This is a genomic window from Streptomyces bottropensis ATCC 25435, from assembly GCF_000383595.1.
Lineage (GTDB): Bacteria > Actinomycetota > Actinomycetes > Streptomycetales > Streptomycetaceae > Streptomyces > Streptomyces bottropensis.
Genome location: NZ_KB911581.1, coordinates 2,910,068 through 2,925,553 on the forward strand (window position 1 = coordinate 2,910,068; position 15,486 = coordinate 2,925,553).

Below are 15,486 nucleotides of genomic sequence, written 5' to 3' on the forward strand. Positions count from 1 at the left end.
CGCCCCCGGACTCCGCCGCGTCGCTCAGCCCAGCGTCAGCGACACCTGGACCGGCAGATGGTCGCTCGGGAACTGGCCGCCGGACGCGAAGGTGTTGATGGCCGCCCGGTGCGCGGTGACGCCCGGTGTGGTCAGGATCCAGTCGATGCGGTCGCCGCCCGGGGTGAGGGGACGGTAGCCGTGGAAGGTGGCGTACAGGTCGCCCCGCTCGGCCGCCGTGTCCCAGGTGTCGACGAGTCCGGCGCCCAGCATCGTGTCGTAGACGGAATTGCGGTGGGCGGCCACATTGAAGTCGCCGGTGACGACGAGGGGGAGCGCGGGGTCGAATCCGGCGACCCGCCGGGCGATCAGGGTCGCGGCCCGCTCGCGGGCGTACTGGCTGGCGTTGTCGAGGTGGGTGTTGAGGACGTGGAACTCTCTGCCACCGTCCCGCAGGTCCCGGAACCTGACCCAGGTGACCATCCGGATGGAGCCGCCGCCCCAGGTGTTGGAGCCGGGCACGTCGGGGGTGTCGGAGAGCCAGAAGTGCTGGTACTCGACGGGCGCGAGCCGGCGGGTGTCGTAGAAGACCGCCATGAACTCGTCGCGGTCGCCGCCCGCCCGGCCGGTGCCGATCCAGCGGTAGTCCGGTCCGAGGTCGGTCTCGATGTCGAGCAGTTGCCGGTGGAGGCCTTCCTGGGTGCCGATGACATGCGGTGCCTCCTGCCGTAGCAGTGCCCGCATCACGGGCCGGCGCTCGGCCCAGCTGTGGGGCCGGGTGGTGTTCGCGTAGCGCAGGTTGAACGACATGGTGTCGAGACGGGGGCTGACGGCGGGCTCCTCTTCCGCCGCGGCGGCGGCGGGTCGGGCGGACAGTCCGGCGTTCGACAGGGGCAGCAGGACGGCCGCGGCGAGTGCGGTCCGGAGGCTGAGGCGACGCGTGACCCGGGTGTGATTCGGCACTGGAGCTCCTTCTGCGGCGGCTTCCGGGCGAGTCGTGCGCACAACAGTGTGGAACTGCTTTCCATGGTAGGCATGAACATGTCGATGTATCGAGATGTACGCGACCCGAAAAGATCAAGGCACCCGAAACGCACGAAGAGGGCGCGCGCCCGACCCGGGCGCGCGCCCTCTCCTCGTCCTGCCCGGGGTGTCAGGTCACCGCGCAGGACTGGTCACCGAGCTTGAACGCGGCCGGCCTGCCGTTCGTCCCCGACCAGCTGCCGGTGAAGCCGAAGCTCACCGACGAACCGGCAGCCACATTGCCGTTCCAGGTGATGTTCCTGGCCGTGACCGCCGACCCGGACTGCGTATGGGCGGCGTTCCAGATCTGGGAGACACTCTGGCCGTCGGGGAAGGTCCAGCCGAGGGACCAGCCGGTCCACGCGCTCGTGCCCGTGTTGGCGAGGCGCACGTCCGCCTGGAAGCCGCCTGCCCACTCGTTGGTGACCTTGTACGTCACCGCGCAGGCCCCCGTCGGCTGGGGCCCGGGGTCCGGATCGGTGCCCCCGCCACCCGTGTCGGAGGAGTCGCCGTAGACGACCCCGCGCCCGTTCGTCGAGACGTAGACCCGCCCGTACACCCTCGGGTCACCCGTGATCGCCCCGCCCGTCCAGCCCCACTGGTGGGCGTCGTCGTTGATACGGGTCCAGCTCGCGCCCTTGTCCGTCGAGCGGAAGATGCCGCGCACCCCGCCGATCTTGGCGCTGGTGTAGAGCGTCTGGTACGAGGCCCCCGAGGCCGCCTTGCCGAAGCCGATCGTGTCGGCCTGCTCGACGCCGGAGACCTTGGTGAAGGTGGCGCCCGCGTTCGTGGAGTGCCACAGGCCGTACGCCCCGTCCGTCGCCCCACCCGCCAGCCACACGTCACCCTTCACCCCGGGCAGCGCCTTGAAGCGCACGCTGTCGCCGCTCGGCAGGCCGGTCGCGTTCGACGCGGTGAAGGTCGCACCGCCGTCCGAACTCACGTAGAACTTCCCCGACTTGAAGCCGTAGAAGGTCTTCGGGTCCACCCGGTCGGACTCCACGATCGCGCCGGCCGGGATGCCGGTCGACGCCGACCACGAGGTGCCGAAACCGGTCGCGTACCGCACGCCCGTGCCCACCGGACTCCACACGAACCGGCTGCCGTCCGAGGCCGCCGCGACCGTGCCGCCGCCGCTCACCCCCGACGGGTCGGTGCCCGCGAACCAGTTGGCGCCGTTGTCCGTGGAGAACGCGATGTGCGGACCGGAGTCCAGATTGCCCACACGCACCACCGTGTTGGGGTTGGACTCGGCGAAGTCCAGGCTGGTCGTCGTCGTGAAGTTCGGCTGGGTGAACATCATCGACGGGACCTTCGTCAGATCCGTGTGCCGGAAGCCGCCGATGTCACCGAGCGCGCTGAGCAGCGGGGCGCCGGACGGAGGCGAGGCCAGGTCGTTGACGGCCGTCTCCTCCAGACCCCGCACCATCGGCTTGATGGCGAACTGGCCGCCGCTGTCCCAGTTCCCCAGGTTCTCCGTGCCGTAGATCGTGGCGCCCGTCCCGTACATCATCCGGTTCGAGTCGAACGGGTCGATCTCCAGCGCCTCGGTCATCCAGCCGAGTTTGGGGCTCTGCTCCGGCGGCGAGGGGTTGGCGCCCCAGGTGAGCCAGGGAGAGGACGAGACGTCCATGGCGAAGCGGTTCGAGCGGTTCGGATAGGAGGAGTAGTCCCACGCCTTCGTCCAGGTCGCGCCGCTGTCCGTCGAGCGGAAGATCTGCGTGTCCGGCCACCAGGAGCTGTACGCCGTCGCCATCACCGTGCCCGGATCCTGCCGGTCGACGGTCAGCCCGCTGAAGCCGTAGTAGGTGTCGGCCTCCGCCACCGGACTGATGTTCGTCCACGCGCCCGTCGCGGTCGTGTACCGCCACAGCTGGCCCTTGCCGCCGTCGTAGGGGCCGCCCTTGTCGCTGTACGACAGGTACAGATGGCCGTTCGTCGCGTCGAGCACGCCCTTGTGGGCCAGGTGGCCGGTCGGCTGCCCGGCCACCCTCGACCAGGTCGCGCCCGCGTCCGTCGAGCGGTAGACGGCGTTGTCCTTGTCGGCGACCCCGACGTAGACGGTCTTCGTCGCGTTCCCGGACGTCCCCGTGGTCTCGTCGAAGGTGACCCAGACGATGCCCTGGTTGTCGCTGGAGTACCCGCTCGTGTCGGACGGGTCGGCCACGTAGTTGCCGACGTTGGGGAAGTTCGTCACCTGCGACCAGCTGGCCCCCGAGTCGGTCGAGCGCCACAGACCCTTGCCGCTGGGCGCGCCCAGGTACAGCACGCTGTTCTTGTTCGGATCGACGGCCAGCCGCTCACCCATGCCCCGGCCGGGCATGTTCCCGCCCAGCTTGAACGGCAGGCCGGCCTTCCGCCAGCTCGCACCCCGGTCGGACGACCGCAGGATCGCCCCGTTCCCCGGGTCCCAGCTGTTCGTGTACGTACCGGCCGCCACGTACACGTTGTCGGGATCGACCGGGTCGGAGGCGAGACTCACCACCCCGGTGTGCCCCCAGTCGTCCCAGCCGACGGAATCGAGGAGCGGGGTCCAGGTCTTCGACGACTGCACCCAGCGGTAGGCCCCGCCGATGTCGGTCCGGGCGTAGGCGAGGTTGCGTTCCTTGCGGTTGAAGACGATCCCGGGGACGAAGCCGCCGCCGTCGATGCGGGCGTTCTTCCAGGTGTAGGTGTCGGCGGCGACGGACACCGACCGGTCGGCGCTGCCGGCCTTCTCGGCGGCCATCACGGGTGGGGAGCCCGCGAGCAGGCCGGCCGCGAGGGCCAGGACGGTGGTGAGGATGCGGGTTCTTCGCAACGTGGGGGTCCTCTCCTGACGAGTGGGGGGAAGTTCTCAGAAAAGGGCACACAGACCCCGCGCCCGTGGGGGGCGCGGGGCTGTGCTCGGTGCTCGGTGCTTGATGTGCGGTGCCTACTCCAGGAGTTCCGCGTACGCGCCCATGGCCAGGGCGATGTCGGCCTGGGCCCAGAACCGGTGGTAGGTGAAGGAGGGCGCGGCGCCACCGGCCAGGTACGCCTCGATCTTCGACCACGCGGGGTCGTCCTCGTAGAACGACCGGATCGACTCGAACGTCGACGACGAGTTGATCGTGTCCCCGTTCGGCATCGTCCCGGTCCATCCGCTCGGCACGTACACCCGGTCGTCGAACCGGTTGTAGTCGGCCCGCGTCTCGGGCACGGCGATCCCGAGCCCGTCCTGGTGGTGGTCCCACATCCCGTCCAGCAGCGCCTTCGCGACCCGGGCCGCGTCGGCGTCACCGGAGCGGTCGGCGTAGTACGTCAGCGTCTTGGCGTACGCCGCCGCCACACCCACGTCGTCGGTGTAGTCGGCGACGGTGACGTGAAGTCCGGCGTTCGCGCCGGGACTCGACGCGCTCCAGGTGTCGGGCGCGCCGGACCACTGGAGGGTGGAGGGAATCCGGTAGGTGCCGTCCGGGTTGACCGTCGTCTTCGACAACGCCCAGTCGACCCACTTGTCCAGCACGGTCTTGGCGGCCGCGTTGCCCGTCTGCTGGTAGTACTCGGCGACCCGCTCCATGGACCACGCCTGGAAGCCGAACCACTGGTTGGACGGCGGGTCGTGGTACACCGGCTTCTCGTCGTAGAACATGCCGTAGAAGGTCGGCGTCCCGGCCGGGGGAGTGGCGTACCGCCCCGCCCAGCTGTTGGTGGCGCCGCCCGCGATGCCGCCCTCGTCGGACTGCAGCCAGCGGTAGAACTCGATCTGCCGGTCGAGGGACTTGGCCCAGTCCGCCTGTCCGGTCGCCGACTTCGGCTTCAGCGGGGCGTAGTTGGCGAGCGCGTACGCGGCCAGCGGGTTCTGGTAGCCGCCGTGCGTGTGGCTGGAGCCGATGCGCCAGGACCAGCCGGCCGCCGTGTCGGTGGCGCCGCCCCACGCGTAGTACCAGGACAGCAGGTAGTGGGAGGAGTCCTTGCCGGTGCCGGCCGGGCAGGACGTGGCGCCCACACAGTTGCCGATCTTCTTGAAGTACTTGTCGTACATCGCGTAGCGCAGATAGTCACCCATCTTCGCGGCCTTGCCGATGGTCGCGGAGACGTCGCCGCCCTTGCCCTGCGCCTTGGCCCACTTGTCCGCCCAGTACGCGGCCTGCACGGCCCGTGCGTCGGCGTCCGGGGCGTTGGTGAACTTCCACTGCTTGGCGTAGGAGGCGTCACCGGTGAACAGGTCCAGGTAGCCGTTCCTGCCGCCGTACTTGAACTGGTCGCAGGTGGGCTGCGGGACGGTCTCCCACACGGACTCCTGCGGCCCGCGCTGGAAGGTGTTGATGTACGACGGACCCGTGTCGGCGGGCCCCGCCTCGCACTTGCCGGGCGAGTTGCCGTAGCCGTAGACGTTGTCGACGTCCTGCAACCAGTGCATGCCGTACACGTCGTCCGTGCCGTAGGCGGTCTTCAGCTCCGCGGCGATGGGGTCCGGGCCGACCGAGACACCGGTGTTGAGCTGTGCCGGGTACTCGTTGGGGGTGTCGTGCTCGGGGGCGTAGGTCGCCGGCTTGGAGGCGTTGTAGAAGGAAGTGGTGGGCTGGTCGGCCTTGGTCGGGATCATGAACTTCTCCATGATGTCCCAGGCCCCGTTGAACTTGGACCAGTCGCCCGTCACCTTGCCGTACATGGCCTGCAGCCACAGGAGGTAGCTGTACGCCTCCGACGTGGTCTCATGGCCGTGGTCCGGTGCCTCGACGATCAGCGTCTCCACCGAGTGGTACGGGATGCCCTCGGGGGAGAAGTAGCCGTTCGCCGGGTTGGTGATCTTGCCGTACATCTCCAGGAAGCGCTCGTCGTACGTGCTCGACGCGGCCAGCTGGGTCACGGTCACCGAGGCCTTGGCGTGGCCGGTGGCCGTCGAGTCGAAGACCGCCGAGCCGGTGCCCGAGGCGTTCGCGCCGATGGTCACCTTCTGCGCGGTGTTCCAGTTGGACGGCGTGAAGGTCAGTGACCCGCCGCCCGTCACGGAGAGCCCGGTGTTGCCGGACGCCCGCGCGGTCGTGACCGTCACGTTCCCGGACGGCTGGGTCGAGAGTTTCACGTCATAGGTGCCCGACTGGCCCTGGCGGACGCCCAGTTGGGTCGGCGAGACCACCACGGCGGGACCCGAGGCGACCGTGATGCCGACCGGCGTGGAACTCGCCGAAGCGCCCAGGCTGTCGTACGCCTTGGCCACCAGCGAGTGACTGCCCACGGCCAGCCCGGCGGCCGAGTGGGTGTACGGCGAGGTCGTGTCCGTGCCCAGCAGCGTGGTGTCGTCGTAGAACTCGACCTTCGTGATCGTCGCGCTGTCCGCGGCGGCGGCGGTGGCCGCCATCGGCACCGCGGTGCCCTGCGAGTACACCGCGCCCGGCGCCGGGCTGGTCAGCACCGTGATCGGCGGCTGGTGCGCGCCCACACACGTGGTGCCGTTGATCGCGAAGCCGGTCGGCGCCGCGTTCGCGCCGCTGTACGTGAACTGGGCGCCGGTGGTCACGGCGGCCCCGACGGCGATCCTGCCGTTCCAGGAGGCGTTCTTCGCCGTCACCGCCTTGCCGGACTGCGACCAGGTGCCGCTCCATCCGCTGCTGAGCGTCTGGTTGCCCGCGTAGGCGTAGGTCAGGGTCCAGCCGTCGATGGCTTCCGTACCCCGGTTGGTGATCGTCAGCTCGGCCGTGAAGCCCGAGCCCCAGTCATTGGTCTTGTAGTCGACGTTGCAGGCGACCGCGGCCGCGCTGGCGGAGGTCGACCCGGTGCCGAGCATCGTCAAGGGGAGGGCGAAGGCCGCGACCACGGCCGTCCACAGACGCCGCGAGGCACGGCGTCTCCGTCTGGGGTGCATGCTCTGGTTCCTTCCGTGCGGCTCTGGCGAAGGTGGGGGCGGAGCGGCAACAACAAGCCTTGAACCAGTGGGAGCGCTCCCATATTGAGGAGGAGGGCGCAAGGGGTCAAGGCGTTTGAAGAGTCGAAATGATTCGATCGGGTCGAAACATTTCATCGATCGCAATAACGCAAGACCTCTGTCTTTTACCGTGACTTGGCGCTACCTTCACGAGCACCAGTGGGAGCGGTTCCACCAGTCGACGCGTTCGTCCCAGACGCGTCCGAGCTGCGAGGGACGCTCGAAGAACCCCCAGCGTTCAGGTCTTTTACTCGCCTCGGGCGACAGCGCGACGACTCCTCCTCGTACACCCCACTACGGAAGAGGAAACCCGCACTCATGAGCCGTACCAGAACAGCACTCCTGGCTGCGTTGGCGCTGGTCGCCGGCGCGGCCGGGACCGCCATGGCCGCCGTGCCGGACGACGCCGGCGTCCAGGCGGTTCCCTGCACGGTCGACTACAAGGTCCAGAACCAGTGGTCGACCGGCTTCACCGCCGCCGTCACCATCACCAACAACGGTGCGGCCAAGTCCTCCTGGGCCGCGAAGTGGTCGTACGCCGGGAACCAGCAGGTCACCAGCGGCTGGAACTCCCGGATCACCCAGAGCGGTTCGTCGGTGACCGCCGCCAACGAGACGTACAACGGCACGCTGGCCACCGGCGGTTCGGTCAGCTTCGGCTTCCAGGCCTCCTACAGCGGCACCAACGCCCTGCCGACGACCTTCACGCTCGACGGCGTGACCTGCAACGTCGACGGCGGCGGCGGTGACCCGGGCGACCCGGACCCCGGCACACCGGGCAGCAGGGTGGACAACCCCTACGCGGGCGCCAAGGTGTACGTGAACCCGGAGTGGTCCGCGAACGCCGCCGCCGAACCGGGCGGCAGCCGGATCTCCAACCAGCCGACGGGCGTCTGGCTGGACCGCACCGCCGCCATCGCGGGCGCCGGCGGCAAGATGGGCCTGCGCGCCCACCTCGACGAGGCGCTGAAGCAGAAGGGCTCGGGCGAACTCGTCGTCCAGCTGGTGATCTACAACCTGCCGGGCCGTGACTGCTCGGCCCTCGCCTCCAACGGCGAGCTGGGCCCGACGGAGATCGACAAGTACAAGACGCAGTACATCGACCCGATCAAGACGATCCTCGCCGACTCCAAGTACGCCGGCCTGCGGATCGTCACCACGGTCGAGATCGACTCGCTGCCCAACCTCGTCACCAACGTCGGCAGCCGCCCGACGGCCGTGCCCCAGTGCGACGTGATGAAGGCCAACGGCAACTACATCAAGGGTGTCGGCTACGCGCTCAACAAGCTGGGTGACGTCCCCAACGTCTACAACTACGTCGACGCCGGCCACCACGGCTGGCTCGGCTGGGACGACAACTTCGCCCCCTCCGCCGCCATCATGAAGGAGGCCGCGACCGCCGAGGGCGCCACGGTCAACGACGTCCACGGCTTCATCACCAACACGGCCAACTACAGCGCCCTGAAGGAGAACAACTTCACCATCAACGACACCGCGGGCGGCAAGTCGGTCCGTGAGTCGAAGTGGGTGGACTGGAACCGCTACGTCGACGAGCTGTCCTTCGCCCAGGCATTCCGTGCCCAGGCGGTCTCGGCGGGCTTCAACTCGAACGTCGGCATGCTGATCGACACCTCCCGCAACGGCTGGGGCGGTGCCGCCCGGCCCACCGGACCGGGTGCGACGACCACCGTCGACACCTACGTGGACGGCGGGCGCTACGACCGCCGCCTGAACACCGGCAACTGGTGCAACCAGGCCGGAGCCGGTCTCGGTGAACGCCCGAAGGCCGCCCCGGCGACCGGGATCGACGCCTACGTCTGGATGAAGCCCCCGGGCGAGTCCGACGGGGCCAGCTCCCTCATCCCGAACGACGAGGGCAAGGGCTTCGACCGCATGTGCGACCCGACGTACACGGGCAACCCGCGCAACAACAACAACATGTCCGGTGCACTGGGGAACGCCCCGCTCTCCGGGAAATGGTTCTCCGCCCAGTTCCAGCAGCTGATGCAGAACGCGTACCCCGCGCTCTGAGTCCGCTCCGATGAGCCGGTCCGCCAGGGGTCAGTCACACTTCCCCCACCCCCTGGCGGACCGGTGGCATGTCCGTGTGAGCCGGGTCACGATGAGGGAGGTGGGCGGGTGCGATGAGTTCCGGGCGACGCGGCGGTCTTCATCGCCGTAAGCCCGTGACGGTACCGAGGAAAGAGAACCCCATGCGCATCGTGATCTGCGAGTTCATGAGCCTGGACGGTGTGGTGCAGGCGCCCGGCGGTCCCGACGAGGACACCGAGGGCGGGTTCGCCCACGGCGGCTGGACGCACCCGTTCTTCGACCCGGAGGTCGTGGGCGGTGCCTGGGACGCCGCGCTGGGCCGGGCGGACGCGTTGCTGTACGGCCGCCGCACCTGGCAGGCGATGGCCGGGGCGTGGCCGGACCGGGCGGGCGACCCCTTCGCCGACCGGATGAACTCCCTGCGCAAGTACGTGGTGTCCGCGACGCTCACCGACTCCGAGCTGACCTGGGAGAACAGCACGCGGATCCCGGGCGGCCAGGCCGTCGCCCACATCCGTGAGCTCCGTGAGGCCGAGGGCGGCGACCTGCTCGTCATGGGCAGCCCGACCCTCGCCCGCACCCTCCTGAGCGAGGGTCTCGCCGACGAACTGGTCCTGATCGTCATGCCGGTCGTCCTCGGCGGCGGGAAGACGATCTTCCCCGGCGACGGTGCCGAGCACACCCTGGAGCTGGTTTCCACGACCACCAGCGGCACGGGTGCGCACGTGTGCGTCTACCGGGTGGCGGATCAGGGCTGAACCGGCACCCTGGCGGCACCGCACCGCACCGCACCGGCACGGCGTCGTCGGTCTGCCGGACCTGTCGACCCGTATCGGCACAGCGGATTTGCCGATACGGCAAGGGAAGTGGCTGTTCTCCGGTGCCTCGGAGCAAGCTGGCGGCACCCGGCAGAGAGGCTCACCGTCATGGGACAGCGCCACCACGGCCACCAGGGGCACCGCACCCCCCACGGCGCCCACGGCAATCACGACCACAGCGACATCGACTGGGGCGAGCAGGCCGGGCATCTGGAGGAACAGGCCGAGCTGTTCGAGCCGCTGAACCGGCAGGCCGCCGCGTGGGTCGCCACGTGGCAGCCGGAGCCGCAACTGGTCGTCGACGTCGGCAGCGGACCGGGGGTCGTGAGCTGTCTGCTGGCCGATGTGTTCCCCGGCGCCCGGGTCGTCGCCCTGGACGGCTCCGGACCGCTGCTGCAGCGGGCCCGCGCCCGCGCCGGGCGCCTGGGCCTCGCCGACCGGTTCGACACCCTGGAAGCACAACTGCCCGACGGCCTCGACGACTTGGACTACCCGGCCGACCTGCTGTGGGCCAGCCGCAGTCTGCACCACCTCGGCGACCAGCGCGCGGGCCTCGCCGCCTTCGCCGAACGCCTGGCGCCCGGCGGCACGTTGGCCCTCGTCGAGGGTGGGCTGCCCAGTCGGTTCCTGCCGCGTGACCTCGGCATCGGCCGCCCCGGACTGCAGTCCCGGCTCGACGCGGCGGAGGACCGGTGGTTCGGCGAGATGCGGGCCACGCTGCCCGGCAGCGTCCCGGAGACCGAGGACTGGCCGGGGCTGCTCACCGCCGTCGGCCTGCGCGAGGTGACGTCCCGCACCTTCCTGCTGGACCTCCCGGCGCCCGTCCCGCAGGCCGCCCGCGCCTACGCCGTGGCCTCGTTCCAACGCGGCCGGGGAATGCTCGCGGACCTCCTCGACGCCACCGACCTCGCGACCGTCGACCGGCTCCTCGACCCCGACGACAGGGCGAGCCTGCACCACCGCGCGGACCTGTTCGTCCTCGCGGCCCAGACGGTGCACGTGGCCCGGCGCTGACGTCGTCCCCGGCGTGCCCCGGCAGGGCGGCACTTGACTTCGAGAGCGCTTCAAGTGGTGGACTCCATCCGTCGGCCGGGGTCCAGTCCGCCGACGCGACACTAAGGGGGAACAGTCATGTCCGAAGCACCGGTCGCGCTCATCACCGGCGGCGGCAGCGGTATCGGCGCCGCGGTCGCCCGCCAACTGCTCGACCACGGCCACCGGGTGGCCGTCACCGGGCGCAAGGCCGAGCGGCTGCGGGCGTTCGCCGCCGAACTCGGCGCCCCCGAGGGGCTGTTGACCATACCGGGGAACGCCGCCGAGTACGCGGACGTCCAGGCGGCGGTGGATGCCACGCTGAAGGAGTTCGGGCGGATCGACACCGTCCTCGCCAACGCCGGGTTCGGCACGCACGACACGGTCGCCGAGGGTGACCCCGCCGGGTGGACGGACATGGTGCTCACCAACGTGCTGGGCCCCGCCCTGCTCATTCGGGCCTCCATCGACGCCCTCAGGGAGACGCGGGGGCGGATCATGCTGGTCGGCAGCGTCGCCGGGTTCATCCACGGTCCCGGCAACATCTACGGGGCGACCAAGTGGGCGGTGACCGGGCTCGCCGAGAACACCAGGCGGCAGGTCACCGAGTGGGGCGTCGGTGTGACGCTGATCGCGCCCGGCCGAGTGGAGACCCCGTTCTGGGACGCCTACGGCAGCCTGCCGCCCGGCCATCTCCTCACCGCTGACCAGATCGCCGACTCCGTGGTCTGGGCGATCCGGCAGCCGCCCGGCGTCGACGTCAACACGGTGGTCGTACGCCCGATCGGCCAGCCGGTCTGAGAACCGCGCCACGTCCGGGCGAGGGTGCGTCCGGACGCGGCGCCGACACGTGGGACCGCCCGCCGGACGAGATCCGGCGGGCGGTCCGTCGTCTCGCGCGCCCGGCGAGCGGGCGCCGAGCCGGGGCCTCGGCTCAGGCCTGGTTGAACGTCGCCGGGTCGGGGCCGATGCGCCGGTCCTCGTTCAGCGCACTGATCGCCGCGATGTCCTCGGTGTCCAGGGAGAAGTCGAAGACCTCGATGTTCTCCTTGATACGGGAGGGGGTCACGGACTTGGGGATGACCACGTTGCCCAGCTGGAGGTGCCAGCGCAGGACCACCTGGGCGGGGGTGCGGCCGTGCTTCTGGGCGATGGCGATGACCGCCGGGACCTCAAGGAGCCCCTTGCCCTGGCCGAGGGGCGACCAGGCCTCGGTGGCGATGCCCTGCTCCGCGTGGTACTCGCGGGAGGCGATCTGCTGGAGGTGTGGGTGCAGCTCGATCTGGTTGACCGCCGGAATGACGCTCGTGGCCTCGATCAGCGTCTCCAGGTGCTCCGGAAGGAAGTTGGAGACACCGATGGCCTTCGCGCGGCCGTCCGCGTAGAGCTTCTCGAACGCCTTGAAGGTGTCGACGAACGTGTCCCGGGCCGGCATCGGCCAGTGGATCAGATACAGGTCCACGTACTCCAGGCCGAGCTTGGCCAGGGAGTCGTCGAAGGCGCGGAGGGTTGAGTCGTAGCCCTGGTCGCTGTTCCAGAGCTTGGTGGTGACGAAGAGATCCTCGCGGGGCACGCCGGCCGCGGCGATGGCCTTGCCGGTGCCCTCTTCGTTGCCGTAGATGGCGGCGGTGTCGATGCTGCGGTAGCCGGCCTCCAGTGCGGTGGTGACCGCCTGCTCGGCCTCGTCGTCCGGCACCTGCCACACGCCGAAGCCCAGCTGGGGCATCTCGACGCCGTTGTTCAGGATGATCGGGGGGACCTTGCTGCTCACGAGCTCTCGATCCTTAAGTCGTCGGGTGGTACTTCCCATCGTCAACGATCACGGAGCGCGATGCATTCCTGGGCGGGCCGCTCGCGCTCCCGATCGCAGATTGGCCGGAAATGGATCCGGCGGTTCAAGAGTATCGGTCTGGACCATTGACCGACCACGGTCATGAGTGGACTCTGTCCCTGCCGTAACGCACGTTGGTGAATGACGGCCACATACGTGAATGGATGGCTCATGACCCCCACGCGAAGGAACGTCCTCGGCGCCGCGCTCGGCGGCGCCGCCGCGACCGCCGTCGGGCTGCCCGCCCCCGCCGCGCACGCCGCCTCCTGGCAGGTGAAGTGGTCCCCCTCGGCGAGCGCCGACGGGCTGCGCGCCTTCGAAACCCTGGAGGACGACCGCGCCGACTCGCACACCTCCGCCTCGCCGCACATCCGTGCCGTCGGCGACACTTGGCGGTTCGACATGCACACCGTCGACCGGGACACCTCCACCGACCGCCAGCGCCACGAGGTCACCGGCCTGCGCACCGGCAGCGGCTTCCTGCGCTGGACCGAGGGGCAGACCTGGCGCGTCACCTACGGGATGTACATCCCCAGTTCGCTGAAGGCGACCACCAGCTTCACGCACATCATGCAGATGAAGCAGCCCGGCGCCGGCACCTCGCCCCTCGTGGTGCAGTCCCTGCGCCGGGTCAACGGCGCCCAGACCATCGAGCTGAAGCTGCCGATCGACGACGTCCTCGTCGGCCGCACCGATCTGGCGCCCCTGCACGACGCCTGGGTCGACGTCGACTTCCAGGTCAAGGTCGGCAACGGTGCGGCCGGTTCGGTGCGCTGGATCCTCAAGAAGGGCTCGACCACCCTCATCGACGTCTCCCGCTCGGGCGTCGACACCTTCCTCGCCGACCGCCTGCGCCCCAAGTGGGGCATCTACCGCTCCCTCGGCGACACCTCGGGCTCCCTGCAGAACTGTCACCTGCTGCTGCGGAACATGAAGGGCTACCAACTGGTCTGACCAGGAAGGGGAGAGGGGCCGGCGGGCCTCATGCCCGGTACAGCGCCTCCACCTCCTTCGCGTACGTCTTCTCGATCGCCTTGCGCTTCAGCTTCAGCGACGGCGTCAGCAGCCCGTGCTCCTCGGTGAACTGGTGGGCGAGGATACGGAACGTGCGGATCGACTCGGCCTGCGAGACCAGGGTGTTGGCGGCGACCACCGCCCGCCGCACCTCGGTCTCCAGTTCCGGGTCGCGCACCAGCTCGGCCGGGATCAGCTTCGGCTTGCCGCGCATCTGCAGCCAGTGCTCGACCGCCTCGCCGTCCAGGGTGACCAGGGCGGCGATGTACGGGCGGTCGTTGCCGACGACGATGCACTGGGCGACCAGCGGATGGTCGCGCACCCGCTCCTCCAGGATCGCCGGCGAGACGCTCTTGCCCCCCGACGTCACCAGGATCTCCTTCTTGCGCCCGGTGATGGTGAGATAGCCGTCCTCGTCGAGGGAGCCCAGGTCGCCGGTGGCGAGCCAGCCGTCGTGCAGGGTCTCGTCGGTGGCTTTCGGGTTGTTCAGATAGCCCTGGAAGACATGGGGTCCGCGCAGCCAGATCTCGTTGTCGTCCGCGATGTGCACGCTCGTGCCCGGGATGGGCTGGCCGACCGTGCCGTACCGGGTGCGCTCCGGCGGGTTGGCGGTCGCGGCCGCCGTACACTCCGTCAGGCCGTACCCCTCGAAGATGTGGACGCCGGCGCCCGCGAAGAACAGCCCGAGCCGTCGGTCCATCGCCGAGCCGCCGGACATCGCGTACTTGATGCGGCCGCCCATCGCCTCCCGGATCCTGGCGTAGACGACCTTGTCGAAGAACTGGTGCTGCATCCGCAGGCCCGCCGACGGGCCGGGCCCGGTGCCCCAGGCCCTCGCCTCCATCGCGTCCGCGTACTTCACGGCCACCTCGACGGCCTTCTCGAACGGCCCGGCCCTTCCCTCGCGCTCCGCCTTGCGCCGGCTCGCGTTGAAGACCTTCTCGAAGATGTACGGCACCGCGAGGAAGAAGGTCGGCTGGAAGGCGGCGAGGTCGGGCAGCAGGACGGCGGCGTTGAGCTGCGGCTGATGGCCGAACTTGACCTTTCCGCGGATGCCCGCGACCTGCACCATCCGCCCGAAGACATGGGCGAGCGGCAGGAACAGCAGGGTCGCCGCCGCGTCGCCCTTGCGGGACTTGAACAGCGGAGCCCAGCGCTCGATGACCGTGTCCGCCTCCACCATGAAGTTGGCGTGCGAGATGACACAGCCCTTGGGGCGGCCCGTCGTGCCGGAGGTGTAGATGATCGTCGCGATCGACTCCGGGGTCACGGCGAGGCGGTGCCGGTGCACCACCTCGTCGTCGAGATGCGCCCCCGACTCGTACAGCTCCTGGACCGCGCCGACGTCCAGCTGCCAGAGCCGGCGCAGCTGCGGCAGCCGGTCGATGACCGTGGCGATGGTCATCGCGTGGTCCTCGTGTTCGACCATGGCCGCCGTGCACTGGGAGTCGTACAGCATCCAGAAGACCTGCTCGGCGGAGGAGGTCGGGTAGACGGGGACGACCTGGGCGCCGACCGTCCACAGCGCGTAGTCGAACAAGGTCCACTCGTAGCGGGTACGGCACATGATGGCGACCCGGTCGCCGAACCGGACGCCCTGCGCCAGCAGCCCCTTCGCCAGCGCGAGGACCTCGTCGCGGAACTCGGCGGAGGTCATGTCGCGCCACTCGCCCCGCTCGTCCTTGCGGCCGAGCGCGATGTACGACGGGTCCTCCTGGGCGTGCTCGAAGACGACGTCGGCCAGACCGCCCACCGGCGGCGCCGACGCCAACGGGGGGTTGGTGAACTCGCGCAAACCCGCTCCTCGTGGCGCTCCGAACAGCGCGTGAAAGCTACCTCACCGCGAG

Annotated in this window: 10 protein-coding genes; 5 read left to right on the forward strand and 5 right to left on the reverse strand. The window is 69.8% G+C overall.

The genetic code is table 11. The annotated features are described in order from the left end of the window. Nucleotides 1-24 precede the first annotated feature (24 nt). The 3 genes from STRBO_RS0112800 to STRBO_RS0112810 all read right to left on the reverse strand — a co-directional run bounded on the left by STRBO_RS0112800 (nucleotide 25) and on the right by STRBO_RS0112810 (nucleotide 6,832). On the reverse strand, nucleotides 25-942 hold the full coding sequence (locus tag STRBO_RS0112800) for an endonuclease/exonuclease/phosphatase family protein (RefSeq protein WP_020114279.1): 918 nt from the start codon (nucleotides 940-942) through the stop codon (nucleotides 25-27). A gap of 190 nt (nucleotides 943-1,132) precedes the next feature. Beyond that, entirely contained in the window at nucleotides 1,133-3,802 is a 2,670-nt protein-coding gene (locus STRBO_RS0112805; RefSeq protein WP_005482476.1) for a cellulose binding domain-containing protein, read from the reverse strand. A gap of 114 nt (nucleotides 3,803-3,916) precedes the next feature. After that, complete coding sequence (locus tag STRBO_RS0112810; protein WP_028796624.1) at nucleotides 3,917-6,832, reverse strand: glycoside hydrolase family 48 protein; 2,916 nt, start codon at nucleotides 6,830-6,832, stop codon at nucleotides 3,917-3,919. A 378-nt stretch (nucleotides 6,833-7,210) separates the two neighbouring features. Between STRBO_RS0112810 and STRBO_RS0112815 the strand changes: the two genes are divergently transcribed. The 4 genes from STRBO_RS0112815 to STRBO_RS0112830 all read left to right on the forward strand — a co-directional run bounded on the left by STRBO_RS0112815 (nucleotide 7,211) and on the right by STRBO_RS0112830 (nucleotide 11,595). Then, the gene (locus STRBO_RS0112815; RefSeq protein ID WP_005482479.1) at nucleotides 7,211-8,923 is read left to right on the forward strand and encodes a glycoside hydrolase family 6 protein; all 1,713 of its coding nucleotides are present in this window, start codon (nucleotides 7,211-7,213) and stop codon (nucleotides 8,921-8,923) included. A 182-nt stretch (nucleotides 8,924-9,105) separates the two neighbouring features. Continuing rightward, entirely contained in the window at nucleotides 9,106-9,702 is a 597-nt protein-coding gene (locus STRBO_RS0112820; RefSeq protein ID WP_020114281.1) for a dihydrofolate reductase family protein, read from the forward strand. Nucleotides 9,703-9,870: 168 nt separating this feature from the next. Next, the gene (locus tag STRBO_RS0112825; protein ID WP_005482483.1) at nucleotides 9,871-10,776 is read left to right on the forward strand and encodes a class I SAM-dependent methyltransferase; all 906 of its coding nucleotides are present in this window, start codon (nucleotides 9,871-9,873) and stop codon (nucleotides 10,774-10,776) included. 117 nt (nucleotides 10,777-10,893) lie between these two features. After that, on the forward strand, nucleotides 10,894-11,595 hold the full coding sequence (locus tag STRBO_RS0112830) for an SDR family oxidoreductase (RefSeq protein ID WP_005482484.1): 702 nt from the start codon (nucleotides 10,894-10,896) through the stop codon (nucleotides 11,593-11,595). A 133-nt stretch (nucleotides 11,596-11,728) separates the two neighbouring features. On the opposite strand, the gene STRBO_RS0112835 is transcribed toward STRBO_RS0112830, so the two are convergent. After that, nucleotides 11,729-12,565: an aldo/keto reductase gene (locus STRBO_RS0112835; RefSeq protein ID WP_005482486.1), complete on the reverse strand. Its 837-nt coding sequence runs from the start codon at nucleotides 12,563-12,565 to the stop codon at nucleotides 11,729-11,731. 231 nt (nucleotides 12,566-12,796) lie between these two features. Here STRBO_RS0112835 and STRBO_RS0112840 point away from each other — a divergent pair, with 231 nt between their 5' ends. Continuing rightward, entirely contained in the window at nucleotides 12,797-13,579 is a 783-nt protein-coding gene (locus STRBO_RS0112840) for a hypothetical protein (protein ID WP_005482488.1), read from the forward strand. Between the two features lie 28 nt (nucleotides 13,580-13,607). Here STRBO_RS0112840 and STRBO_RS0112845 read toward each other — a convergent pair whose 3' ends face one another. Further along, nucleotides 13,608-15,434 (reverse strand): AMP-dependent synthetase/ligase, encoded by a 1,827-nt coding sequence (locus STRBO_RS0112845; RefSeq protein WP_005482490.1) that lies wholly within the window; start codon nucleotides 15,432-15,434, stop codon nucleotides 13,608-13,610. Nucleotides 15,435-15,486 lie beyond the last annotated feature (52 nt).